Origin of the sequence: Thalassobacillus devorans MSP14 (assembly GCF_000496835.1) — a bacterium.
GTDB classification, from domain to species: Bacteria; Bacillota; Bacilli; order Bacillales; family Halobacillaceae; genus Thalassobacillus; species Thalassobacillus devorans_B.
Map to the genome: position 1 here is coordinate 443,650 of NZ_KI543238.1, position 26,041 is coordinate 469,690.

A 26,041-nucleotide genomic window follows, 5' to 3' on the forward strand; every position below is an offset into this window, starting at 1 on the left:
AGTCATACCACTCCGCTTTTGGCTTCCGCATATTAAAATTTAACGTCTTCTTCATTAGTAACAACTAATAAACTTTTTCCTTTTTCTAATTCTTTATGGAGCTCCTTTGCTGTGGATTGATCGAAACCAATCTCTTTCATTTTGGAGATCAGTTTATCATCTTTACCACGGAAGACATTCTTCGTTGCTGTACCAAGACCAGTTTCACTGACGCCGATCTTATTAGCATCTGTTTGTCTTTTCGCTCGTCTGACATGATCATTGTCGTGAGAAAGAATGTAGATATTATCTTCATCTACCCCGTGTTTTTTAATTTTGTCGATAGATTCTCCCATTTGTTCGTCATCACCAAAGATTTGATAGTTCGGTTGCATCGGTATCGCCTCCTTAGAAACAGGGATACCCGAAGGAAGAGGCGCATAAACGATGAAGAAAGTCCTGCTGTTATAAAAAAATGGCAACGTTTTGCATTTTCCTCTTGATATTAGGAGGAATGTCGTTATATAATACTGATTGTCGAGTTAATAATTGAATCACGGGGCATTAGCTCAGCTGGGAGAGCGCTTCGCTGGCAGCGAAGAGGTCAGCGGTTCGAGCCCGCTATGCTCCACTCATACAAATCAGAAAAAGTCCTTGATATCAAGGGCTTTTTTTTTATTGCTAAGCATTTCTTTTTCCTTAAAGCAGGTGCGCGCAAGTGCCTGCTGCCTGAATCTTTGAGCTATAAGGCACTATCTAGGTATATGGTAGTTGGTGTGAAAAGTCCTGTGTTATCAGTGGGAAGGGCCTATTTACAAATTAACCATCCTAAAACTAAACTGTAAGTGTGAATTGTTAGTATTAATTAGATTTAGTGGACATGCTCTGTGGTTTTGGGTACTAAATACAATGGAGGTTATCATTTGAGAAAATCCCCTTGGTTTCCCGTTGTCTTGGTTTTGGTGTTAGTTTTCATCGGTTTTTATACTCCTGAGTCAGTCATCGGTAAACAAAATGAAGGGCTGGAATACAAAAAAACTGCTATGAATTCATCCAAAGACAAACCACAGATATACATTATACCGACAAATGATCCTGAAAAAGCTGATCAAGTGATAAAACAGTTAGAAGAAGGTAAAATGCCTGAAGAACTGGGTTTGATTTCTGGACAGAAACATGTACCAAAGACAAAAACATTAAAACAGATGGCATCTGAAGCTGAAAAAAGCAAAAAGACTTTCCCGGTAGAGATGGATTTAGATGAAACTGCTGAAGAAGGCACTGCTTGGGCACCACCCCCTTTCGAGTATGACAATATTCAATTTGATGAGTGTATGGATAGAGAGAACATGGATGGCTGGTGGTTCAAAAATAGGTATGCGTCCTGCTGGTCTAATTATATTGTATACTCCGACCCCGCGGGATGCGGGCCAAGTTGGTTCCCCTTTGGTTGTGATTGGGTATCTTTCCGATTGACCGTGCTTGCTCATGGATACAATGGATTACGTACGGTAGATTACAGCTACAAAGTAGACGACATTGACATGGATTTGGACAGCAAGGGTTGGATTGGATCAAAAGTATCCATCAGTATGCAGTGTGATGGCATCTCTGAGTACCGGGATTGTCTAGGGGATGAATCGCCGGACAAACGGACGTTGGCTCAGTGGCGCTCGAATGGCGAGGGATATACCATATTTGAGTCAGATCCTCCTCCAGTTACCGCTGGAAATAAAGATCAGGTCAGCTATATGGATTTTTGGCCCAGAGTGACGATTGACCCACCGGGAAAGAAACTTCCTCCACTGACATCAGACGGCCGAAAACAGAAAGTTAGAATGGACTCAGCTGATTATATGTTTGTGTTCCAACCTTTTTTCTGGCCAAAAGAAGGGGCAATCTTTGCTGAAGCCACTCCTGTCTTCTATTATAAAATGATTGATCCTTACTTTAGTATCATGAAAGAGGCTTTTCAACACCATAAGGATGCTTTGAAATCACCAGGGAGTTTGTTTCCTGGAATTGAAGGCAGGGCCCCTTTGACTCGCTTGTATTCCAAGTACGATCCAGCACGGTATGACGCCAATAGAAGAGCAAAAGATAAAGCTTGTGCCAAGATAGAAAAACCTGGTGAAGGATATGAATGTGATGAATTCCCGTTTCGCAGTACGTATGAAGGAGGAGCAACAGGAGAAGCCGGAAAATTCTCAGTACGATACATTCCAACGGCTGCAAATAACTCACATGGACGCTTGCTTGCTGCATGGTATGCTTATAACCGAATTTTGCATAAAGATGAATTTTACATCGGGTTTAAAGAGTAACCTGCTGTGTCCTTTTTGAAAAGTATACCATATAAAAAAGACGGGGAATTCCCCGTCTTTTTGTTCTGTTTTCTATGAAAAAAGGCAGCAAGCCTACCGAGCGCCAGGGGGAGGCGCTGGTGTGCTTGCTGCCCATCTTTATATATATCTTACTAGAATTCGCCACCAGTTATCAGCAATGTCATTGAATTGATATCCATTTTACACATTCTTTCCACATTTATGATTATTTTCGCTGTCCCCCGTTGATAACCTGCTTTCGCTCAAAGTCTCTTACTGTAGCATCTTTTCTAAAAGGAATAAACTCTTTATTTTTTTGAATTTCAGCAGGGTTAGATGTCTCGGGAGATACTTGGTCTTCCTCTTTAACATCCGGGATTTCTTCTTCTGATGCGGGCTGCTGCATCCCCGCTATCCATGTTTCAAATGGGTAAGTGCCGCGATCAATAATTTTACATAGGTCTTCGAGCGTCTGGGTCAGTGCCGCTAAACATTCTACTCCGTTTTTTAACAGGATGCCTTTCCGCTTTGCTTTTTCAACAGAGTGTTCCAATCGGTAAGACTGTTCTTTATATTCAAACTCTATATAGCAGCTGTTTCGATCCCAATTGAACTGGAAGTCGTTGATTTTCAGTCGCTTCATGACCTCCACGAGTTTTCTTTCACTTGTATCCTGGTCTTTATAGGGCATCCATTTAAATAAACTGTTTTTCAACATACTTACACCCTTTCTTCTTATGTTAAGTGATTATGCGTATTCCTTATATCATTGAAATTCGACAAAGCGACAAAAATCCCTGTAAAAATCGTTTTACATATATCGATATATTTTTACAAAAATCGGGAAATGTATTTGTTTTGTAGTCACAGCTTGTGATTTTTATTAGCAGGGTCTTCTTATGATTTTTGATAATTTAAGGTGAATTGGCGAAAAATAAGGTAGTGATTGTATGTTAAGGGGGAGTATGTATGGAGTTCTTCAGCTCTCAAGAGTCTCTTACTGCGGTTCAATGGATGTTAAGAGCAATCGTCGGTTTCATTTTCTTCCTTATACTCGCCAAACTAATGGGCCAGCGCTCCATCTCACAGGTCGGACTGCTCGATTTTGTGATTGTACTATTGATCGGAAACATCATCGCCCACCCATTATCGGATGAAGGATTAGGATTGAAGGGATCTATGGTTACGATGGGGGTCATATTGATCCTCTATTTGATGGGGATTTTATTAAGTTTACGATCACCCAAGGTGAGAAAGTTATTCATTCCCGCACCCATACCACTGATCGAAAATGGTGAAATAAAGTATAAAAATTTAAAGAAAGCACGTATCTCGGTTGATGTACTTTTGTCGGAACTTCGCAAAGAAAAGACGGAGGATGTCCAGAAAGTAGCGCTTGCTTTATGGGAACCTGGAGGAACGGTTTCTTTCTTTTTACGATCCCAGTATCAGCCGTTAACACCTTCCACATTTGGTGCGCCAGTAAAGCCATTTAAACTTCCTAAAACGGTGATCAAAGAAAAAAGGATTGATTATAAGGAATTAGAACAGCTGGGAAAAGACGAGGGATGGCTGTTAAACAAACTTTCGCTTACATACCATCACATCAAGCTGACTGATATCTTGCTGGGCACCATCGATAAAAATGAAAACCTGAATATCTTTCTTTATCATTCCAGTAGAGATTGAGTATTAGAGAAGCGGGCTGTTTTCTGTTAGCCAGTTTAAAATGATGCCATAAAAAAGCAGCTGTGAAAAGCTGCTTTTTGTGTGACTTATTGTTTTAAATCAGGATTTTCTCTTTTTGCTTCTTTCACTTTCTGTTTTCGATATCCACCAGCTTTATCTGCCTGTTTGAATTCTTTCGCATAGTGGACTTCCTGTGCATCTGTTGGATCGATCCCATTTCCGCCAACAGGCTGATACTGTGCCTTTCTTGCCATAGTTGTACTCATCCTTTCTGTTGGAATTGGGTTATATAAATTATTTCCCGCTGTAACCTGCCAATAAACATGGGGTTGGTTATCGCTTAAATCACAAGATAATAAGTAGTCAACGTGAGTATCGCTTGTTTTTATTAACGAAGAAAGAGCGATTTTCTTTTTCGGTCTTAGATATATTAAAATATATGTTGGAATTTTCGGAAAACTGGAAGATAGGGGAGGAAACATAATAATTTTAATCGAATAATAGAAATAGTACGCTCTTTTTCTGACTAAAAATTAAAACCATTCAAAGAGGTGAAGGATCCCGTGGTGGAACAAATCACAAAAGGTGATTGGAGACGATTTGTCCAGGAAGGTGTATTGGATGATTCACGTATTAATGAGCGGATTCAAACATCGTGGAACCATTGTAGAAGTCTTGGGGTCGACCCTTACAATGGGAAAGGAACCCAGTTGTTGTCTTATGATGCGTTACAGAAACGAAGAAGAGAAAATAGCCACTTGATACAATTGGCAGAACCGTTTATCACAAAGCTTGCAGCAATGTACCATGATTCTGATGTGATTTTGCTTCTTGTCGATCATGAGGGCTATGTCCTTCGGATGGTAGGAGAGAAACAAGTGAAAGCTACAGCGGGGCAGATAAACTTTACAGAGGGCGTGAAATGGACGGAAGAACAAGTAGGAACGAATGCAATAGGAACCGCATTGGCAATTGGGGAACCGATCGCCATCAACGGCATGGAACATTTTTCAATAGCTTCGCAAACCTGGGGGTGTTCCGCTGCTCCGATTAAAGATGAAAATAACAAAGTGATTGGTGCACTGGATATTTCAAGTCCTTACATTCCCGACCATTATCAACATGTGCTTGCGGCAGTTGTTGCTGCTGCCTATGCGATTGAAAGCAAGTGGCAGCATATGGTGAAGGAAGAAGAGCTTGAATTGATCAATTTAGGGTTAAAAGAAGAAAGAGGCAGTGACCACTCCTTCATTCTTTATAATCGTAACCACCAGCTGGTTTATGCATCCTCTGCTATTACGAATGTTCCCGCTACTATTTCTGAATTACCGGCAAATCACAAAAAGTCTCCAGTATACGCAAAAGATTCAAGTGAAATCATCGGGCATCATATCACTTTAACAAACCATAAAAAATCACCTGCAGTCCAAGGGTGGAACTCCTCGTTTCAATTTCATGGAGTAGCTGGGAAAAGCAGTGCTTTTCAAAAAGTTTTAGAGCGCGCGAAAAAGGCTGCTGAAAAGGATGTCACCATCCATATTACTGGGGATACAGGGACAGGAAAAGAAGTAATGGCTAAATCACTTCATGATTGCAGTAAACCCGATAGTCCGTTTGTGGCAGTAAATTGTGGAGCCATACCAGAAAACTTGTTGGAAAGCGAACTGTTTGGTTATATAGGAGGAGCATTCACAGGTGCTCGAAGGGATGGTTATGAAGGAAAAATAGTCCAGGCCAATGGCGGAACTTTATTTTTAGATGAAATTGGTGACATCTCGGTAAAGACCCAGGTTGCTCTATTACGTACGCTGCAAGAAAAAAAGGTAGTGCCTATTGGCGGGAAAAAGCCGATACGTGTCTCATTTCGACTTATTACAGCAACCAATAAGTCTATTGGAGAGCTCGTAAAGAAGGGGCAATTCAGGGAAGATCTTTATTATCGAATTTATGTCTATCCTCTTCATATGCCACCGCTTAAAAACAGGCTGTCGGACATCCCTGAGTTAGTTGAATATTATCTTCAGAAACGAAATTGGCAATTTACCTGGAGAACAGAAGCTGTTCGTGCCTTGCAAAGCTACCATTGGCCAGGAAATATTCGTGAGCTTTTTAATGTATTGGAAGGGATTTATATAGAATATGGTGAGCAATCTCCTGATCCTGCAGATGTTGAAGCCTATATTCGGCAAATAACTCCACATGAAAGAAAAAAAAGTTTTTCTTTTGAATTATCCACACGGGAGCAGATGGAAAAGGAATACATTGAAAAAGCACTGAGACAGCATGGAGGAAGAGCGTCGGCGGCTGCCCGGCAGCTGGGTATTCCCCGCAGTACTTTTTATCGGAAATTGAAGAAATACGAATTGGGGTAATGGAACATTTTGAGACAAAATGAGACAGTTTCCCACTTTGTCTCATTTTCCCGTCGAAATTTAATAGAGAAACGCTTAAAAACGCTTATTATGTAAGCGTTTTCTTTTTTGGCATGGAACTTGCAATAGTTAAAAGTAGAACGCTCCATAAGCAGTTCCGTTAGAGCGTACAAAAATTAAGGAGGGCGACGTGTATGAGAGTGTCAGAAGTCCAGCAAGAGTCACTGACAGCTGCAAAAGCCAAATGGATGTATCAGAAAATGGTAGAGATTCGTAGATTTGAAGATCAGGTCCATGAAACGTTCAGTACCGGAACCATACCAGGATTCGTGCATCTATATGCAGGGGAAGAGGCGGTTGCGGTCGGAGTTTGTTCCCATTTAGATGACAAGGATTACATTACGAGCACGCACCGCGGGCACGGGCATTGTATAGCTAAAGGATGTGACCTGAAAGGTATGATGGCAGAGATCTATGGAAAAGCCACCGGCCTTTGTAAAGGAAAGGGCGGCTCCATGCACATTGCCGATGTCAGTAAAGGGATGCTTGGAGCAAATGGTATTGTCGGTGGCGGTTTCCCGTTGGCGACTGGAGCAGGCTTGTCCGCTAAATTAAGAAAAACTGGCGGTGTAGCGGTTTGCTTCTTTGGTGATGGTGCCAATAATCACGGAACCTTCCATGAAGGAATCAACCAGGCAGCTATCTGGGATCTTCCTGTCATTTTTGTAGCGGAAAATAATGGTTATGGAGAATCGACGCCATTTGAATATGCTTCCAGCTGTAAATCAATTGCTGATCGGGCAACCGGATATAATATCCCGGGAGAAACGGTGGACGGAAAAGATACGATGGCTGTATATGAAGCGGCACAGCGAGCAGTAGAACGTGCCCGTAATGGGGAAGGTCCTAGTCTGATCGAGTGTGTTACTTATCGAAACTATGGACATTTTGAAGGAGATGCCCAGACATATAAGACACAGGGGGAGAGGGAGCAGCACCTGAATGAATTAGATGCCATTATTCGATTCCGTGAACAGCTATTATCGAATAATCTTGCCACAGAGGACGAGCTCCACTCTATTGATGAAAATGTGCGGCAAGCAGTAGCAGATGCAGTCGAGTTTGCGGAAAAAAGTCCAATGCCGGAGGCAGATCAACTGACCACTGATGTGTATGTGAACTATAAACCAGGCGGGGAGGAATAAACCATGGCAAGACAAATTTCATTTGCTGATGCGATTAATGAAGCGATTAAAGAAACGATGAGAAACGATGAAAATGTTATTTTGCTGGGGGAAGATGTAGCCGGTGGAGCGGACCTCGATCATCTCGGAGATGAAGATGCCTGGGGTGGAGTAATGGGTGTCACCAAAGGCTTGGTTCAAGAGTTTGGGCGTGACCGGATTCTTGATACTCCGATAGCTGAAGCAGGCTATGTTGGAGCAGCTGTAAGTGCAGCTGCCACCGGAATGCGGCCGATTGCAGAATTGATGTTTAATGACTTTATCGGCAGCTGTCTTGATGAAGTAATGAACCAGGGCGCTAAATTAAGGTACATGTTTGGTGGTCACGCGAAAATTCCACTTGTGATCCGCACCATGCACGGAGCAGGATTCCGTGCAGCAGCTCAGCACTCCCAGACACTTTATGGCATGTTTACAGCAATTCCAGGTGTAAAGGTTGTTGTTCCTTCCAGCCCTGCTGATGCCAAAGGACTGCTGATATCTGCTATTGAAGATGACGATATGGTTGTCTTTTTTGAAGATAAAACACTTTACAATGTTAAAGGAGAAGTACCAGAAGGACATTATACGATCCCGATCGGAAAGGCGGACATCAAACGCTCAGGGGATGACTTAACGATTGTAGCGATTGGAAAGCAAGTCAACACAGCGCTTACGGCTGCTGATCAGCTTGCACAAAAGGGGATCGAAGCCGAAGTTGTTGATCCTAGAAGTTTATCCCCACTAGATGAGAATACAATTTTGAAATCCGTTCAGAAAACAAGCAGGCTGGTCATAGTCGATGAAGCCAACCCTCGCTGCAATGCAGCAACCGATATTTCAGCACTGGTAGCAGACAAAGGGTTTGATTACCTGGATGCACCAATCAAGATGGTTACAGCACCTCATAGCCCGGTACCGTTCTCGCCGGCTTTAGAAGATTTGTATTTACCATCGCCTGAAAAAATATTGGCAGTAGTTTCTGAATTGATCGATGATGAATCGATTGTAACTATTTAAATAGCTATTAATCTGATGAATGAAGGAGTGGGAATGCCATGGCAGAGAAAGTGGTGATGCCGAAATTTGGAATGAGCATGCAGGAGGGCACCATTGCTGAGTGGTTGAAAAAAGAAAACGAACCAGTAAAGAAAGGGGAGCCTCTGGTTACGATCAGCTCAGAGAAAATAACCAACGAATTAGAGGCTCCGGCGAATGGAGTAATCTTGAAGATTATGGCGAAGGAAGACGAAACGTTAAAAGTGGGCAATACATTAGCCTATATTGGGGAAGCAGGTGAAAATATCGAAACTTCTTCTGATGAAGGAGAAAAGCCTTCTAAATCCTCTACAGAAACTTCAGCTTCAAGTGAGGTAGCTGCAACTGCGGTTATGACCGAAGAAAAACAGGCACCAGATATAGGTAAAAGAATTAAAATATCACCAGCTGCCAAGAAAATGGCGAAATCCAATGGGGTCCCAATGGAAGAATTAATTGGTACAGGCCCACAAGGCCGGATTACTAAGCAGGATGTACAGAATTATTTAGACCAAAATTCAGCCGTTAAGGAAGAAAAAGAAAGTCCGGCAACTGCATCTGGTATACCTGAACAACCTGCCAAGAAGCATACAAATTCCAAAGTAACTCCAGCTAAAGGAATGAGGAAAGTAATTGCAGATCGCATGCATCAAAGCCTGCAGGAGAGCGCTCAGCTCACCCTAATGAAAAAGGCAGATATCACTGAGTTACAGGAAATTCAAAAACAAGCGAAACAGGAATTGCAAAAAACAGATGCCGACATTTCTCTAACATTAACACCGTTTATTGCCAGGGCAACAGTAATGGCCTTAGAAAAACACAAATCAGCTAACAGTGCTTTTATCAATGATGAAATCTATACGTACGAAACGATTAATCTGGGAATGGCAACATCTTTGGATGATGGGCTGGTTGTTCCAGTCGTATTCCAGGCCGAAAATAAAACCATCCTGGAGTTGGCAGAAAGTATTTATTCTCTCAGCAAAAAAGCGAGAGAAAACAGGCTTTCCAGTGATGAGATGAAGGGATCCACATTTACCATCACCAATTTAGGGGCTTCCGGAATTGAGTACTTCACACCGATATTGAATCCACCGGAAGCCGGTATTTTAGGAGTAGGAACTTATCAAAAATCGGTCGTATTCCAGGGCGGAGAATTAGCAGAACAAACCCTTTTACCACTTAGCTTGACGTTTGATCACAGGGCTCTTGATGGAGATCCTGCCAGTTCCTTTTTAAATGAAATCGTCTATTACCTTGAGCACCCTTACCAAATGCTATTGTAAGAAAGGGAGAAATCAAATGCTTAACACGGATGTTCTTATTATTGGAGCTGGTCCAGGCGGTTACGTGGCGGCATTACGGGCAGCGCAGCTTGGAAGGAAGGTAACAATAGTAGAAAAAGAAAAGCTGGGAGGCACTTGCTTAAATGTCGGCTGTATTCCCTCAAAAGCATTGATCGAGGCCAGTCATTACGCTGCAATACCGTACAAAGCTGCAGCTGCAGGTGTGCATTTTTCAGATGCGAAGGTGGATTTTGTCGAATTACAAGCCTGGAAAAATAATATTATCAGGCAGCTGACCGACGGGGTTGCTGGATTGCTTCAGTATAGAAATGTAAAAGTCATACAAGGAGTCGCCGCTTTTCTCGATCCTCATACAGTAACCGTTTCCGGAGATGAAGATATGGTAGTGACATTCGAATCATGCATAATCGCCACAGGTTCTCAGCCTGTCAACGTTCCTGCATTTTCTTTTGGTGAGCGTATTCTTTCCTCTGAAGGAGCCTTATCATTAAATAAAAGGCCATCTTCCCTCGCTGTTATTGGAGGTGGGTACATTGGAATAGAACTGGGAACCATGTTTGCAAACTTCGGAACAGAGGTGACTATCCTTGAGGGACTTCCTTCGATACTTTCAGGGTTTTCTTCAGAAATGAGCACACTTGTTCAGGAGGAGCTTAATGGAAGAGGGAATGTTGCCATTCATACCGATGCAAACGTCTCTAAAGTTGAAAGTTCGAACGAAGGTGCTGTCGTTAACTTTAAAGTCCGTGGAGAATCCAGGCAAATATCAGCCGATTATGCGCTGGTTACTGTTGGAAGAAAGCCAAACACAGAGGCCTTACGTATTGATAAAGCGGGAATTGAAGCTACCGAAAAAGGATTCATTCCAATAGACTCCGCTTGTCGTACTAATCAGCCCCATATTTTTGCCATTGGTGATGTGACCATTGGACAGGCTCTGGCTCATCGGGCGTCGTTACAAGGCAAGCTGGCTGCAGAAGCCATCAGCGGAGATATTGTCGATATTTCTGATCATGTCATACCATCCGTTGTATTTTCTGATCCGCCACTTGCCATTGTTGGTCCTTCGCAAGAGGAACTGACAACAGCCGGGGTTCGAATGGATATACACCATTTCCCTTTCAGCCATAATGGCAGGTCGTTAACCATAAATAATAGTAAAGGATTTGTGAAGCTGATGGTTGACTCGCATGATCAGACAATACTTTCTGCAGAAGTGGCAGGAGAAGGGGCGCCGGAGTTAATCAATGAACTTACAGTTGCTATTCAGTCCGGTCTGACTGCGGAAGATATTTCCCTTGTGGTCCATGCTCACCCGACGCTTGGAGAAAGCATCATGGAAGCGGCCGACAAAGCTATTGGTTTTCCTGTCCATAGTTTATAAATAGTAAGAAAAAGTTTTCATGTAAAAGAGGCGCTGCAATCGCAGCGCCTTATAAATGTTGGTTACTAGTTTCTCAGTTCCCCTATAACCATCTATTCTATTTTATACATTGGTTTTTCTGCGGAAAATTAGGAGAAAGGCCCCAAGTGCCATGATAGCTCCGCCAGAAACCATCATCGTTGGTAGAGAAGTAGCTGTATCAGGTAACTCTCCACCGTCTTCGGAAGTAGAAACATGATTCATTCGGTCACCGAAAACCCATTTACCAGCTTCATAGCTGTAGGTGATGTTCAATGTGTATTCGCCTCGAAGTTGATTTTCTCCTTGCTGGGTCAGTTTGTACTTATCGTCGCTGACCTTTTCCAGTGTATAATCCTGATTGGTATTCAATTGAACAGGACCGTCCATTTCTTTCAAATATAATTTTCCCTCACGCTCTTCAAAATAGGTATCTAAATAATGGTCTGCCAGCGGCCAAACCATGATACTCTTCATTTCTTCTTCCAATCTGTCCATGGAATCATATTTTTTCACTTCGCCATTCTCTGTAGTCTCTAAATAAATCAAATCCTTGAACTGCTGCTCCAGTTCTTTGACAGGTGGCTCCCCGTGATTGTCCGCAAAAACAGGATTATGGAAACTTGTAAGCGCTACCAAAAACATGACTACTACTGCAGAAAATCTTTTAAACAACCTAAAACCTCCTTTAAGTAGTTACGTTCATTGTAGTATCCATAAAATGGAGAGTAAACATGTTATTGTAAATTTCCTGTAACTTTTTAATATATTTGATATGTTTTTGCAATAAATAAATAAGCCCTTCATTGGCAAGGGCTTATTACAAAGAGTATTCAGTTATCGATTGTTACTGGGGAGGTTGTTTCTTCCTTTGATAGAGATTGCTTTGCCAATTCGATAAATTGACGGACAGCAAAAGGAAGGTATTTGTTCTTCTTCCATATCATACCCAGCTCCAGACTTGCCTTAGAGTTAATCAGTGGAATAGTAACCAGGTCTCTGCCGGTGATTTTATTAGCGATTTTACCAGGAAGCAAGGCAATACCAAGTTTAGCTTCTACCATTTCAATCATAAAATCGCGCTGGGAACTGTGACAGACGACTTTGGGAGTAAAACCTCTTTTCGAGCATTCCTCGATGATCCGGTCATGGAGGGTAAAATCCTGACGATATAAAATGAACGGTTCATTTTCAAGTTCAGCAAGATCAATCTGTTCTTTTTTGGCTAAATGATGGTTTTTGTGTACAAGCAGGCTCAGAGGGTCATTAATGACTTCGATCATTTCAAATAGCCCTTGTTTTTTCGCAGGTAAATTACAGACCAGCCCAATATCAAGGGATCCATCTTCTACCCCTTGCTTAATCATTTTAGAGCCCACCTCATTCAGCAGGATTTCGACCTGCGGATACTCCTCTTTATAGCGGGTGATGATGCTGGAAAAGAAAGCAGCTCCGATGATTGGGGGAATACCGATTTTAACTTCTCCCTTTTTCAAATCAATGACGTCATTCAGTTCTGAATTCAGATTATGGAAGGCATCCAGCACATTTTTTGCATTGACAAGGACAGCACTGCCTGCATCGGTCAAGGTTAATTGCTTGGCACGGTAAAATAATGGGACGCCCAGTTCATCCTCCAGCTGTTTGATGGCTTTACTGAGAGAGGGCTGTGATACATGCAGGGTGGAAGCGGCTTTGGTGAAACTCAACTGTTTTGCTACCTCTGAAAAGTATTCCAGATGGCGAATATCCACATCAATCACTCCTGTTTACTGTTTTGGCTTCTGTAATAAAACAGTTTTTATTATGTCTTAATTGTACTATAACTAAAAGGAATAATGTAAATTCCAAATATGTATTTTTGATATGTTCGGTTTTATTATAAGATAAATGATAACGAATGGATAGAAAATTCGGAATTTTGAACCGTTACTCCTATCGATGTGTCAATTTACCCTGCTATCTATTCTAATCATTGATCTTAAGGAGGAATTTACAATGAGAGACTACGTACAAATCGGTAATCTTCAAGTAGCTCCTGAACTTTATTCATTCATTAATGACGAGGCTATCCCGGAGAGCGGGGTTACTAGTGAGGACTTCTGGACCGGATTGGATGCGATCATCCAGAATCTAGCCCCTGAAAACAGGGCATTATTGAAAAAGCGTGAAGACATACAAAAGAAAATCGATGCCTGGCATAAAGAAAATCAGAGCTTCAACTATGAAAAATATAAATCTTTTTTAAGCGATATGAATTACTTAGAGAAAGAGGTAGAAGATTTTAAAGTAACGACAAAAAATGTCGATGATGAAATTACGGTTCAAGCCGGACCTCAGCTGGTCGTACCTGTCAATAACGCCCGTTATGCTATTAATGCCGCCAATGCGCGCTGGGGCAGCCTGTATGATGCTCTGTATGGAACGGATGCTATCAGTGAGGAAGAGGGGGCAGAAATAAAAGGGGATTACAACCCGGTCCGCGGCGAGAAAGTCATTGCCTATTCCAAAGGATTCCTTGATGAAGCAGCTGCTTTAAAAGAAGGCTCCCATAAAAATGTAACTGCTTATAAAGTCAGCGATGGCAAGCTATCTGTCGAATTGACGAATGGAAGCAGCGCAGGACTTGAAGATCCATCTCAATTTGCCGGTTATATTGGAGAACAGGAGGAGCCTGAGTCGATACTGCTGAAAAACAACGGTATCCATCTTGAGATCCAAATCGACCACAGCCACCCGATCGGGAGAACAGATCAGGCTGGAGTGAAAGATGTCCTGATAGAATCCGCTTTGACTACAATCATGGACTTTGAAGATTCGGTCACAGCTGTAGATGCAGAAGATAAAGTGCTCGTATACCGGAATTACCTTGGCCTTTTGAAGGGGGATCTGAGCGTTACCTTCCAAAAAGGTAAAAAAGAAATGACACGTAAGCTGAATCCCGATCGTTCTTATACCACACCTGATGGTGGTGAATTGACGCTTTCCGGCCGTTCCCTGATGTTCGCCAGGAATGTTGGCCACTTGATGACCAATAATGCGGTTCTGGATGAAAACGGGGAAGAGGTTCCAGAAGGGATTCTTGATACGGTAATCACCGGACTGCTTGCTAAGCATGATGTATTAGGAAATGGACAATATCAGAATTCTCGCAAAGGCTCCGTTTATATCGTCAAGCCGAAAATGCATGGTTCTGAAGAAGTTGCGTTTGCTGAGGAACTATTCAGACGTACAGAAGAATTGCTAGGATATGAAAGGAATACCTTGAAAATCGGCGTAATGGATGAAGAACGTCGCACAACCCTTAATTTAAAGAACTGTATCAGTAAAGTAAAAGATCGTATCGCATTCATCAATACAGGCTTCTTAGATCGTACCGGAGATGAAATCCATACATCGATGGAAGCAGGACCGATGATCAGAAAAGGTGATATGAAAGGTTCTACATGGCTGAATGCCTATGAGAAGTCTAATGTCAGTGTCGGCCTTTACAGCGGTTTCCGCGGTAAGGCACAAATCGGTAAAGGGATGTGGGCGATGCCCGATTTGATGGCTGCTATGCTGGAACAAAAAGGCGGCCAGCTGAAAGCAGGTGCCAACACTGCCTGGGTGCCATCACCTACTGCCGCAACACTGCATGCCCTTCATTATCATCAGATTGATGTCGCTGAAGTACAAAATGAGCTTGCTTCTTCAACGGGAAGCTATGAGGATGATATTTTACAGATTCCAGTTGCCGAAAACCCGAATTGGAGCCAGGAGGAAATCCAGGAGGAATTGGATAATAACGCACAAGGCATCCTTGGCTATGTCGTCCGCTGGGTCGAACATGGGGTAGGCTGCTCCAAGGTTCCGGATATCAATAATATTGATCTTATGGAAGACCGCGCAACCCTTCGTATCTCCAGCCAGCATATCGCGAACTGGCTTCATCATGATATCTGCACTGAAGAGCAAGTGATGGAGACATTGCAGCGGATGGCTAAAGTCGTTGACGAGCAAAATGCCGGAGATGCGAATTACCGTCCGATGGCTGCTGATTATGGCGAGTCTGTAGCCTTTCAGGCAGCGTGTGACCTTGTCTTCAAAGGCTGCGAACAGCCTAGCGGGTATACCGAGCCAATCCTGCATCGCCGCCGTATCGAGGCCAAGTCCAAAGAATTGGCGAAAAGGTAAAGGAACTGAACAAGAGCCATTAACGATAAGTTAGTGGCTCCTTTTATAGAATATATGCTTTGGAGAGTGTATCGATTCTAAACATAAGAGGTGAATGAAATGGAAATTCAGGATATGCCTCAAACTTCAATAACAGCTTCATCCATGTTGAAGGATGACAAATTCGGAAACAACGGTGTTGAAATGGCAGTCCCGGGAAGTGAGGAAGAAATCGCGGATATTCTTCACAAAGCAAATGAAAACGGCAAAAAGATAGCCATTATTTCCGGAGGTACAAAGCGGGGATATGGCGGTTTAAAAAATGACTATGATATCCTCCTTTCGTTAGCTCAGTACAAAGGGGTCGTGGAGCATACTGCCGGCGACATGACTGTAACTGTTCGTCCGGGGACTACCATCAAGGAATTACAGGATTTTCTTCGTGAGTTTGATCAGATGGCTTCCATTGACCCGGCCTGGCCGGAACAGGCGACCATTGGCGGTGTTATTGCCGCGAATGAAAGCGGTCCCAAACGGATGAAGTATGGCTCGGCAAGGGATCTCGTCATTGGGCTGAGAGTAGCCTATCCTGATGGAACGGTCATCCGCACTGGTGGTAAAGTGGTTAAAAATGTCGCGGGTTATGACATGAATAAACTATTCATCGGCTCGATGGGAACCTTAGGAGTCATTACAGAAGTCACGATGAAGCTGAGGCCTGTCCCAAAATGTGAAAGCCTGGTAAAACTTTTTGTATCAAAAGAACAGCTGGAAGATTTGAAGACATTTGTGGTACAAATACAAGATTCTATGATAGAGCCGGCTTCTCTGGAACTGGTGAATCCTGCCCTTTCTAAGAAACTGTTTAATCGTGATGTTTATACATTGCTGGTTGCGTTTGAGGATGTGGAAAACTCAGTCCGTTATCAGGAAAAGTGGATAGAAGACAACAAGCTGTCAGGAATGGATATGGATGTCTCAAGTCAAACCGAAGCACAAGCATTTTGGAATGCTTTCTCCAAAGTCTCACCGAATAGTCTTACAGATGACGAAGTAAATAGTACCAGGGCTGTAATTAAAATAGGCAGCAAAAATTTGGATGTGTTCGAATGGCTTGCAGAAGCAGAAACGTTACAGACAAAAAATATGACGATCAAAATGCATGGCGGATTAGGCCACGGGATCACTAATGCTATATGTACTGGTAATGAAAGTGAAGTCAAACAGGCTATTGAACGGATCCGTAGTCGAGCGGAAGACAGGAAAGGCTACGCGATAGTAAAACATTTGCCATACGCACTCCGGCATGAAATCGATGTGTGGGGTAAGAAACCCGCTTACTTTTTCTTGTTCGAAGGCATAAAGAAGAAGAATGACCCAAACAACACGTTGAACCATAAACGTTTTGCAGGAGGGATATAAATGGCTAAAAGTTTAGCAGCTCAACTGAAAGAATCAGCCCCCCCATGTGCTGACGCCAGTCCCAGTAATTATTTATTCAAGGATCACCCCGATGAAAACAAATGGGCAGACTGCGTCCATTGCGGTATGTGCCTGGAATCATGTCCTACATATTTGGAAACAGGAAAGGAGCAGCACTCTCCCCGAGGACGTGTCCATTTGATCAAGTCGGTAGCGGAAGGTCAAATCAGTGTCAACGAACACTTCGCTGACCCTGTCTTTCAGTGCCTCGACTGCCGTGCCTGTACCACTGCATGTCCTGCTGATGTCGATGTAGGCGGACTGATAGAAGAAGCTCGCGGTCAGGTGCGTAAGGCGATACCGCTGAAGGGGTGGAAGGGAGCAGTAAGCGGCTTTTTCCTGAAAGGGCTTTTTCCTCATCCAGATCGGATGCGGACCGTCAGTGGCTTGCTTAAATTCTATCAAAAAAGCGGTCTCCAGTCGGCGGTACGTAAAACAGGAGCGCTAAAAATCATGCCTTCCCATCTGGCGGATATGGAAGCAATTATGCCCAAGGTGAAGCAGCCTGTCCAAAAGAAATATAAAGATTATAAGTTCATTCCAGCAAAAGGAAATCCTAAAGCACGTGTTGCGATGCTGACAGGATGCATCATGGATGTCATGTTCAGTGATATCAATGAATCTACTATCAATGTATTGACCCATAACGATAATGACGTTGTACTTCCAAAAAATCAGACGTGCTGCGGAGCGCTTCATGTCCATGCCGGGGACCGTGACATGGGAAGGAAACTCGCCAAACAAAATATTGAAGCTTTTCAGGAAGAAGGAAAAGTGGTCGTAAATGCGGCAGGCTGTGGTTGTGCCTTGAAGGAGTATCCCGAATTGTTCAAGGATGATCCAGAATGGAAAGCAAAAGCGGAGGTATTTTCCGATAAAGTAGAAGATATTTCCAAGTATCTTTATGACACTGGCTATGAAAAACCAAAAAGTACGGTGAATAAGAAGATTACCTATCATGATGCCTGTCACTTAGCTCATGGGCAGGGTGTCCGGCATGAACCACGCCAGCTTCTACAGGATATTCCGGGAGTGGAATATACGGAAATGGCCAATGCCGATACCTGCTGTGGGAGCGCCGGGATCTACAATATCACGAATCCCGACATGGCAGGGGCTGTGTTAGAAAGAAAAATGGAGAATGTTCCGGAAGAAGTAGAAATGATTTCTATGGGCAACCCGGGCTGTATGCTGCAGATGGCGCTGGGGGTACAAAAGTACGGTCGAAGAAGTGAAATCGTCCATACAGTCCAGCTTCTTGATTGGGCTTATCAAAAAGACAAGGAAAACATAGCTGCGAACCAAAAAGCAATTACGATGAAAGGGTGAGTTCGATTGTTCAGATCGAAGAGGAAGAGGCAGACCCGAAAAGACGTACATGTGGCTCAACTGGAAGCCATCGTTGGGCCGACAGAAATCCTTTATGAAAGAGAGGATCTGCTTTCCTATGACTGTGATGGATTTACCGTGCATAAGGCGATGCCAAAGGCAGTGGTTTTTCCTAAGAACACGGAAGAAGTAGCAGCAATCGTACGGTATTGTTCTGTGCATAATCTTCCGTTTCTGGCACGTGGAGCCGGGACTGGCTTGAGTGGCGGTGCGATTCCCTTGAATGGAGAAGTGATCATCAGCCTGGGTAAGATGAGGAATCTCCTCAGTGTCGACTATGAGAATCGGCAGGCGGTCGTCCAGCCTGGTTTCGTTAATCTGAAATTGACGAACTCTATTTCAAATAAGGGTTATTATTATGCTCCCGACCCGTCCAGTCAATATGTATGTACCATTGGAGGGAACGTAGCAGAAAATGCCGGGGGTGCACATTGCTTGAAGTATGGGGTGACGACTAATCATATTTTAGGACTGGAAGTCGTGCTGCCGAATGGAGAAATCATCGAAATTAGCGAAGACGGAATTCCGGACAGTCCTGGCTATGATCTGATGGGGCTTTTGACAGGATCGGAAGGGACCCTGGGAATTGTCACAAAGATCACCGTGCGTATTTTGAAAAATCCACAAGGTAAGCAAACCGTGCTTGCCTACTTTGATAATGTCGAGGACGGAAGCCGTGCAGTTTCGGGTATTATCTCGGCTGGTATTGTCCCCGCTGCGCTCGAGATGATGGACAAAACAGCCATCGAAGGTGTGGAAGCAGGCGCTTATCCAGTCGGCCATCCCGATGATATCGAAGCACTGCTCTTAATTGAAGTGGATGGGATCATTGCCGGTATTGATGAACAGATTGACGAGATACTTACAGTTTGCAAGTCGAGGAACGTCAGAGAAGTAAAAGTTGCTGAGAGCGAAGAGGAAAGAGGAAAGTGGTGGGCGAACAGAAAGACCGGATTCGGTGCAATGGGAGCGATATCTCCTGACTATCTGGTACAGGATGGAGTGATTCCGAGGAGTAAGCTTCCCGAGGTTCTCAGGCGAATCAAAGAAATTAGTGAGGAATCCGGATTAAGAATTGCCAATATCTTTCATGCTGGTGACGGGAACCTTCACCCGCTCATCCTCTTTGATTCCCGTGTCCCTGGTGAAACTGAAAAAGCGCTTGAAGCAGGGACTGCCTGTTTGAAGGCCTGCGCAGATGTCGGTGGGTCGATTACCGGTGAACATGGTGTCGGTATTGAAAAGAAAGAAGAAATGCGGTTCATTTTCACCGATGAAGAACTTGAAGCACAAACCCGTATCAGGGAAGTTTTCAACCCGGATGACTTGCTTAATAAAGGGAAACTATTCCCTACTCCAAGTCGTTGTATGGACGTGAAGAAAGTTATCAAAGACACAGTAGCAGTAAAATAATTATTTGGACTGGAGGAAATCATATGAAATTTGCACGATTCATTCATAATGGTAATACCCGCACGGGGGTAAAAACGGAAAATGGTATTCATCTCATTACAGGGGATATGCTTACCAATTGGGAGTATACGGATGAAGTAGTCCAGGAAGAGGAAGTCGAATGGCTTGCTCCTGTGACACCGGGAAAAGTTATCGGTATCGGCGCCAACTATGTCAAAAGTAAAGAAGAACTGCCTGAAGAGATTCCAGAACTGCCAGTGTTCTTTTTTAAACCATCTTCATCTGTCATCGGTCCCGAAGCGGATATTCAAATACCTGACGTGATTGATGAAGTGAAATTCGAATCTGAGCTTGCTGTAATTATCGGCAAAGAAATGAAGGATGTAGCGAAGGAAAACGTTCTGGATTATGTGTTTGGCTATACGATAGGAAATGATGTCACTGCTCCACAATTTTTTCACGATGATGGGCACTGGACGGTCGGTAAATCCTTCGATACCTTTACCCCGCTTGGCCCATTTGTCGAAACAGAACTGGACCCCGCTCAGATCCGTGTGAAAGCGGAGATCAACGGTGAAGAGAAACAGAATAGTCCAACCAGCCTGATGATCGTTCCTTTGGCAGAGATGGTTTCCTATCTATCAAAGGTAATGACATTACAGCCAGGTGACTGTATTTTGACAGGCAGCCCGTTAGGTGCGTATATGATCAAAGCCAATGATATTGTCGAATGTAAAATAGACGAAATTGGGACATTGAAAAATAAGACAGTGAAAACTCCAGTTTCCCTCAGCACCTGAAGGTTATAGCGGATGCGTTATGCCAGGACCAAATTGATTGGTTACCAGTGGTTGAAAAAGTCAACCAACAGCATTATATCAATGGAAGTCCTGGCTTTTTAATATGAAGGAAGGAACAAAGGGAGGAGTATGGCGTTTCTTAGTGAAACTGACAATTTAAAAATGGAGGGTGATTCATGAATACTGGAACGTTAGCAATTTTGTCGCTGTTACCGATTGTTGCGGTCGGGGTATTTCTTGTAGGACTCAGGTGGCCGGCGAGCAAAGCTATGCCTATATCCTACATAGTCGCGGTTCTTTTGGCCTTATTTGTCTGGAAAGTCCCTGGTGCAATTGTTGCTGCCGCTTCTGTTAATGGGTTGGTTGTCGCAGGTACGCTGCTTTATATCATATTTGGCGCAATACTTCTATTAAATACTTTACAAGAGAGCGGCGGAATCAAAACGATTCGCCAGGGCTTTGTCGATATATCTCCGGATAGACGGATCCAGGTCATCATTATCGCTTGGCTGTTCGGTTCATTCATTGAAGGTTCAGCTGGATTCGGAACGCCTGCAGCAGTCGCTGTTCCGTTGCTGGTCGGTTTAGGCTTTCCTGCCATGGCGGCTGTTGTAGCTGGGATGGTGATCCAAAGTACACCAGTTTCGTTCGGGGCAGTAGGAACACCAATTCTTGTCGGTGTTCAGACAGGGTTGGCTGCTGATACCTCTATCACTGATAACTTCCTATCCCTTGTGACAATGGTTGGGGGCAGAGTGGCTATTATTCATGCTATTGTAGGTACGCTGATTCCGCTTTTTGTAGTAGCTCTGATGACGAGGTTTTTTGGTAAGAACAAATCATTCAGTGAAGGGCTTCAAGTATGGAAGTTCGCTCTGTTTGCAGCCTTTGCAATGACGATTCCATATGTGGCGGTCGCCAATTTGCTAGGGCCCGAGTTTCCTTCCATGATAGGCGGACTGGTAGGACTGGCCATTGTAGTTCCGGCTGCTAAGAAAGGTTTCCTGATGCCTTCAAAAGAAGAATATTGGGATTTTGAAGACAAAGCCAATTGGGATCCTTCCTGGACTGGGAGAATCGAGATAAAGGACGTCGCTCATAAAAGCGGCAGTATGAGCATGGTACGCGCCTGGACGCCATATTTGTTAATAGGTTTGTTCCTTGTTTTGACAAGATTGAAAGCGTTACCATTTTTAGAATGGATCAAAGCCTGGAATGTTGAAATTCCTAATATATTCGGTACTGAAATCACCGCCAGTTTTCAGCCGTTATATTTACCAGGCACAATATTTGTTTTAGTATCTCTGATCACGTTCTTCATCCATCAAATGAGCGGCGGCTCTTATAAAAAGGCTTGGGTCCATTCGGGTAAAACAATGATACCGGCATCAGCAGCACTGGTTTTCACCGTTCCGATGGTCCAGGTGTTTTTGAACTCCGGTGGCGGAGCTTCCGGCTATGAAAGTATGCCGATGGAATTAGCTACTGGTGTGGCGGCATTGACTGGAGATTTTTGGCCGCTGTTCTCGACATTTGTAGGGGGATTAGGCGCCTTTATTGCAGGAAGCAACACAGTAAGCAACATGATGTTCTCGTTGTTCCAATTTAATGTCGGCTCACAAATCGGGGTCGATGCAACTTGGATTGTAGCGCTTCAGGCGGTTGGAGGGGCCGCAGGGAATATGATTTGTGTTCACAATGTCGTCGCAGCAAGCGCTGTTGTTGGATTAGTAGGGAAAGAAGGGGATGTCATTCGAAAAACCATCATTCCATTTATTTATTATGCTACTTTTGCAGGCGGCTTAGGATATACGATTGTCTGGACTGCTGAAAAGGGCATCTTCAATATTGGTACGATCATCGTCGCCGTTATCAGCACAATTGCTGTTTATATCCTGGCTACTAACCGGAATAGACTGGCAGCTATGTCACTTGAAAATCAAAAACGTCTGAGCTCAGCAAAATAACCATAAAAAGCTTGTAGCTAAGCCATTCGGCTTTCTACAAGCTTTTTTCAATCATTTATCTTGTAAAACGAGTTGACTCGTTTCATGGCCGTTTTTATTGAAATCATCGTCCTTTTCATTATATTGAAGGTCTGCAATGATCAGATAGGTTAATATCAGCCCGATTACAACCAATAGAACAGTAACAGCAGCAGCCAAATAGTTAAGTATCCTTTTCATAGTCATCCTTCCCCCTTATTTCTATCATAAGGCTACCAAACCAATTATTACCTGTAAATAATTTGTAAGGAGAGAGAATTCATGAACGTGGAACCAGACTGAGCACCCTGTCTTCTGGGTCTGCTTCCAAATTATTTTCGATTGTAAAAAATTGTACTTCTCCATCTTTTTTCTGAATCAATATCATCACAGCTTCCTCCGGGAGATTTGCCTTGTAATCCTCGAGCGTATGCGATTCTGTTAATTGCTCTGTTTTGAAATAGAACCCACCTTCGATCCGTTTGATTAATGCATCCCAGCTCATACCTTCCTCAAATAAGATAGTGCCATGATTGGTATGCGCGATGTCATTGAGGTGGCCCTCTTCGTTTGATTTCAGGCTCAACTGAAATACATTGCTGCGCCCGAATTCTGCCATGAAGTTCGTGCAGACGAGGGCGTTATAAGAATCCAGTTCTGTTCCGGCCAGCAGCTTGTCATAAGGAGTCATATCTAACCGATACTCGGTCTTCTCCGCTAATATTTCTCCATAATATACTTTTTTGAAGTCGTTTTGTTTCGCAAGCTGAACACGATTCCAGGAGGATTCGGTAATCAGGACGGGAATGTCAAGATCACGGAGTGTAGAAGCGAGCTTGACAGTGAAATGGTTGCTGCCGACAATCAAAATACCTGGGTTCTCTTTCGCGGCAATCCCTAACTTTTTTGCCAGCCATGTGATAGAAAAACCATGGGCAACAACGGTCGCAAAAACCAAACCAAAAGTTAATGGCACTAAAATGGAGGCATCCGTAAAACCTTCATCAACAAGTACACTGGCAAAATATCCCGAGACCGTAAGCGCCACAATTCCACGTGGTGCTATCCAGCCCACCAGAATCCTTTCGCGTACGGACAGTTCCGTTTGGATGGTAGATATCCATATGGAAAGGGGGCGCACAATAAAAAGCATCAATACGACATAGAATAGGATATTTATTTCGAACATTGAAATTAATGTATCTAATGATAATGAAGCTGTCAGCATGATGAAAATTGTTGAAATTAGCAAGACAGAAATATTTTCTTTAAAGTGACGCATATCGTTGATGGAAGAAATCTGTAAATTTGCCATCGTAATCCCCATGGCTGTTACAGAAAGAAGGCCGGTTTCATGCATGATTTCATTCGGGATAGTAAAACAAAAAATGACCACTACAAAGACAATCGGTGACTTAAGAAACTCGGGAATATGTCCATGTTTGAACATCCAGGCAATACTCCACCCCAACAGCCAGCCGAGCAGGATGGCGAATCCTGATACTAAAATAAATAACAGCAGTTCAGCCATGCCCACTTCTTCCAGTACAAGAAAACGGATGATTTCATAGGACAATACGGCAAGCAAGGCACCTAACGGGTCTACAATGATACCTTCCCATTTTAAAATCGAGGCAGGGCGCGGCTTTAGTTTAGCCTGTCTCAGCATCGGCAAGACCACAGTAGGCCCAGTGACGATCAACAAGCCGCCAATGACAAATGAGACAGCCCAGGACAGCCCCGCTACATAATGGGCGGCGAAGGAACCGAGTATCCATCCTAAGAACGCACCGAGGGTGACAATTCTTAACACAGAGCGTTCCAGCCCTTTTATTTCCCGGAAAGAAAGCTTGAGGCTTCCTTCAAATAAAATGATGGCAACAGCCACAGAAATAATTGGCTCATACAGTCCGGCAAAATTATTTTCAGGATTCATGAAACCCAAAATTGGCCCCGCTAATAAGCCGACTACCGACATGACGACTATCGATGGCCATTGAAAACGCCAGGCTACCCACTGGGATCCGATACCAAGTAAGCCGATCATCATAAATAAAAACAGGGTAGAATCAAGCATTACTCTATCTCCTTTTATCCATTCTTCTCTATAGCTTTTGTTATTCCTGCCTGTAACATGCGTGTAAGTGGAAAGAACAGAAAAAAACAGCAGCCCTTTAGGAAGGGCTACTGTCTGTGAGGAAGAAAAAGGTTTATGGTTTTAAGACTACTTTAATATTTCCATCTTCTTTTTTATCGAAAATGTCATATGCTTTGGCCGCATCATCAATCGGCATGCGATGGGTGATGATATCGGTTGGGTCGAATTCATTGTTCTTTACCATATCATATAGCTTTGGCATCAAGTGGATGACCGGAGCCTGCCCCATTTTCAGGGATACGTTCCGGCTGAAGAAGTCCCCAATAGGGAAGCCGTTCGCTTCGGTACCATAGACACCAGTCAATTGGACAGTCCCGAATTTACGGACTGCCTGAGAAGCCGTCACAATCGGACTGATTGTTCCGAATTGGTTGTCATGCTCGGAACCGAACTCTTCATTCGGTGGCACGGTGCCATCCATCCCGACACAATCGATGACAACATCGGCACCGCCTTTTGTTTCTTCAAGTAATAGAGACCCGATGTCTGGATTTTCCTTAAAATCGAATGTCTCTACCTGGTTAGTCTTTTTAGCATGCTCGAGGCGGTGGTCGACCTGATCGACAGCGATAACACGCTCAGCACCCTTCAAGCGAGCAAACTTCTGAGCCATCAATCCGATTGGCCCACTTCCTAATACAATGACAGTGTCACCTTCTTTCACACCACTGTGCTCGACACTCCAGTAAGCAGTCGGGATGACGTCAGATAAGAATAGGACACTTTCATCATCGAGATTGCTGTTTTCGGGAACCTTGAACGAAGTGAAATCTGCATAAGGTACCCTTAAGTACTCTGCCTGGCCTCCTGGGAAGTTACCAAACATTTCTGTAAAACCGAATAAGCCGCCTATTTCACCGTGTGGATTTGAGTTATCGCATTGGCTTTCCATCTGGTTTTTACAGAAAAAGCATTCGCCGCACCCAATGTTGAATGGGATGACGACACGGTCGCCTTTTTTCAAGTTCTTAACCTCAGGTCCGACCTCTTCGACAATCCCCATCGGTTCATGGCCGACGATGTAATCCTGTTCCGGCTCGATTCCTCCTTTGTATAAATGGAGGTCAGAGCCGCATATGCCACTTGCTGTAATTTTAACAATCATATCATCCGGCTTTTGGATGGATGGAGCTTCAACGTCTTTCACTTGCATGTTTTCTTTTCCTTGAAACGTTACTGCTTTCATTCCTTCACATCCTTTCCGTGTTTTAATGGGCTATAACCATTTTATAGAATTTCTAAACTCTGCGACTTTAGGGTGATAGGAGTGCGAATGATTTGTTATTTTTACAATTATAGCTCCCAATTGCTGAAGACTCAGTTTC

At 43.5% G+C, this 26,041-nt stretch carries 21 protein-coding genes and 1 tRNA gene; 14 read left to right on the top strand and 8 right to left on the bottom strand.

Annotation, left to right across the window (positions count from 1 at the left end; translation table 11 throughout):
- Positions 1 to 32: 32 nt before the first annotated feature.
- Positions 33 to 374, bottom strand: coding sequence for a general stress protein (locus P855_RS0118405; protein WP_028784937.1), 342 nt, complete (start codon positions 372 to 374; stop codon positions 33 to 35).
- A 163-nt stretch (positions 375 to 537) separates the two neighbouring features.
- On the opposite strand from P855_RS0118405, the gene P855_RS0118410 reads away from it, so the two are divergent.
- Together P855_RS0118410 and P855_RS0118415 are read left to right on the top strand one after the other, a co-directional pair.
- Positions 538 to 610, top strand: a tRNA-Ala gene (locus P855_RS0118410).
- 292 nt (positions 611 to 902) lie between these two features.
- Positions 903 to 2,303, top strand: a complete 1,401-nt coding sequence (locus P855_RS0118415) for a NucA/NucB deoxyribonuclease domain-containing protein (RefSeq protein WP_028784938.1) — start codon at positions 903 to 905, stop codon at positions 2,301 to 2,303.
- Positions 2,304 to 2,529: 226 nt separating this feature from the next.
- On the opposite strand, the gene P855_RS0118420 is transcribed toward P855_RS0118415, so the two are convergent.
- Positions 2,530 to 3,021, bottom strand: coding sequence for a hypothetical protein (locus tag P855_RS0118420; protein ID WP_028784939.1), 492 nt, complete (start codon positions 3,019 to 3,021; stop codon positions 2,530 to 2,532).
- A 251-nt stretch (positions 3,022 to 3,272) separates the two neighbouring features.
- Between P855_RS0118420 and P855_RS0118425 the strand changes: the two genes are divergently transcribed.
- On the top strand, positions 3,273 to 3,992 hold the full coding sequence (locus P855_RS0118425) for a DUF421 domain-containing protein (protein ID WP_028784940.1): 720 nt from the start codon (positions 3,273 to 3,275) through the stop codon (positions 3,990 to 3,992).
- An 86-nt stretch (positions 3,993 to 4,078) separates the two neighbouring features.
- Here P855_RS0118425 and P855_RS22165 read toward each other — a convergent pair whose 3' ends face one another.
- Positions 4,079 to 4,246, bottom strand: a complete 168-nt coding sequence (locus tag P855_RS22165) for a YfhE family protein (RefSeq protein ID WP_152526274.1) — start codon at positions 4,244 to 4,246, stop codon at positions 4,079 to 4,081.
- A gap of 309 nt (positions 4,247 to 4,555) precedes the next feature.
- Here P855_RS22165 and P855_RS0118435 point away from each other — a divergent pair, with 309 nt between their 5' ends.
- From P855_RS0118435 to lpdA, 5 genes are all read left to right on the top strand, one after another.
- Complete coding sequence (locus P855_RS0118435; RefSeq protein WP_028784941.1) at positions 4,556 to 6,364, top strand: sigma-54-dependent Fis family transcriptional regulator; 1,809 nt, start codon at positions 4,556 to 4,558, stop codon at positions 6,362 to 6,364.
- Between the two features lie 194 nt (positions 6,365 to 6,558).
- On the top strand, positions 6,559 to 7,569 hold the full coding sequence (locus P855_RS0118440; protein ID WP_028784942.1) for a thiamine pyrophosphate-dependent dehydrogenase E1 component subunit alpha: 1,011 nt from the start codon (positions 6,559 to 6,561) through the stop codon (positions 7,567 to 7,569).
- A 3-nt stretch (positions 7,570 to 7,572) separates the two neighbouring features.
- Complete coding sequence (locus tag P855_RS0118445; protein WP_028784943.1) at positions 7,573 to 8,607, top strand: alpha-ketoacid dehydrogenase subunit beta; 1,035 nt, start codon at positions 7,573 to 7,575, stop codon at positions 8,605 to 8,607.
- 38 nt (positions 8,608 to 8,645) lie between these two features.
- Positions 8,646 to 9,911, top strand: coding sequence for a dihydrolipoamide acetyltransferase family protein (locus P855_RS0118450; protein WP_028784944.1), 1,266 nt, complete (start codon positions 8,646 to 8,648; stop codon positions 9,909 to 9,911).
- 16 nt (positions 9,912 to 9,927) lie between these two features.
- Positions 9,928 to 11,316: a dihydrolipoyl dehydrogenase gene (lpdA, locus tag P855_RS0118455; RefSeq protein WP_028784945.1), complete on the top strand. Its 1,389-nt coding sequence runs from the start codon at positions 9,928 to 9,930 to the stop codon at positions 11,314 to 11,316.
- 102 nt (positions 11,317 to 11,418) lie between these two features.
- On the opposite strand, the gene P855_RS0118460 is transcribed toward lpdA, so the two are convergent.
- Both P855_RS0118460 and P855_RS21325 read right to left on the bottom strand, forming a co-directional pair.
- A complete protein-coding gene (locus P855_RS0118460) occupies positions 11,419 to 12,009 on the bottom strand; it encodes an LPXTG cell wall anchor domain-containing protein (protein ID WP_028784946.1) in 591 nt (196 codons plus the stop codon).
- A 158-nt stretch (positions 12,010 to 12,167) separates the two neighbouring features.
- Positions 12,168 to 13,088 carry a LysR family transcriptional regulator gene (locus P855_RS21325; RefSeq protein WP_051353314.1) on the bottom strand — a complete coding sequence of 307 codons (921 nt, stop codon included), beginning with the start codon at positions 13,086 to 13,088 and terminating at the stop codon, positions 12,168 to 12,170.
- Positions 13,089 to 13,332: 244 nt separating this feature from the next.
- On the opposite strand from P855_RS21325, the gene P855_RS0118470 reads away from it, so the two are divergent.
- From P855_RS0118470 to P855_RS0118495, 6 genes are all read left to right on the top strand, one after another.
- Positions 13,333 to 15,510, top strand: a complete 2,178-nt coding sequence (locus tag P855_RS0118470) for a malate synthase G (RefSeq protein ID WP_028784947.1) — start codon at positions 13,333 to 13,335, stop codon at positions 15,508 to 15,510.
- A gap of 99 nt (positions 15,511 to 15,609) precedes the next feature.
- Entirely contained in the window at positions 15,610 to 16,911 is a 1,302-nt protein-coding gene (locus P855_RS0118475; protein ID WP_051353315.1) for an FAD-binding oxidoreductase, read from the top strand.
- Entirely contained in the window at positions 16,912 to 18,300 is a 1,389-nt protein-coding gene (locus P855_RS0118480) for a (Fe-S)-binding protein (protein ID WP_051353316.1), read from the top strand.
- Between the two features lie 6 nt (positions 18,301 to 18,306).
- Positions 18,307 to 19,773, top strand: coding sequence for an FAD-linked oxidase C-terminal domain-containing protein (locus P855_RS0118485; protein WP_028784950.1), 1,467 nt, complete (start codon positions 18,307 to 18,309; stop codon positions 19,771 to 19,773).
- A 23-nt stretch (positions 19,774 to 19,796) separates the two neighbouring features.
- The gene (locus P855_RS0118490) at positions 19,797 to 20,573 is read left to right on the top strand and encodes a fumarylacetoacetate hydrolase family protein (protein WP_028784951.1); all 777 of its coding nucleotides are present in this window, start codon (positions 19,797 to 19,799) and stop codon (positions 20,571 to 20,573) included.
- Between the two features lie 176 nt (positions 20,574 to 20,749).
- Positions 20,750 to 22,540, top strand: a complete 1,791-nt coding sequence (locus tag P855_RS0118495) for an L-lactate permease (protein ID WP_028784952.1) — start codon at positions 20,750 to 20,752, stop codon at positions 22,538 to 22,540.
- A gap of 51 nt (positions 22,541 to 22,591) precedes the next feature.
- On the opposite strand, the gene P855_RS22315 is transcribed toward P855_RS0118495, so the two are convergent.
- The 3 genes from P855_RS22315 to P855_RS0118510 form a co-directional block, all read right to left on the bottom strand.
- The gene (locus tag P855_RS22315) at positions 22,592 to 22,759 is read right to left on the bottom strand and encodes a hypothetical protein (RefSeq protein WP_161628836.1); all 168 of its coding nucleotides are present in this window, start codon (positions 22,757 to 22,759) and stop codon (positions 22,592 to 22,594) included.
- A 79-nt stretch (positions 22,760 to 22,838) separates the two neighbouring features.
- Positions 22,839 to 24,635: a cation:proton antiporter gene (locus tag P855_RS0118505; RefSeq protein ID WP_028784953.1), complete on the bottom strand. Its 1,797-nt coding sequence runs from the start codon at positions 24,633 to 24,635 to the stop codon at positions 22,839 to 22,841.
- Positions 24,636 to 24,768: 133 nt separating this feature from the next.
- Positions 24,769 to 25,902: a zinc-dependent alcohol dehydrogenase gene (locus P855_RS0118510; RefSeq protein ID WP_028784954.1), complete on the bottom strand. Its 1,134-nt coding sequence runs from the start codon at positions 25,900 to 25,902 to the stop codon at positions 24,769 to 24,771.
- Between the last annotated feature and the right edge of the window lie 139 nt (positions 25,903 to 26,041).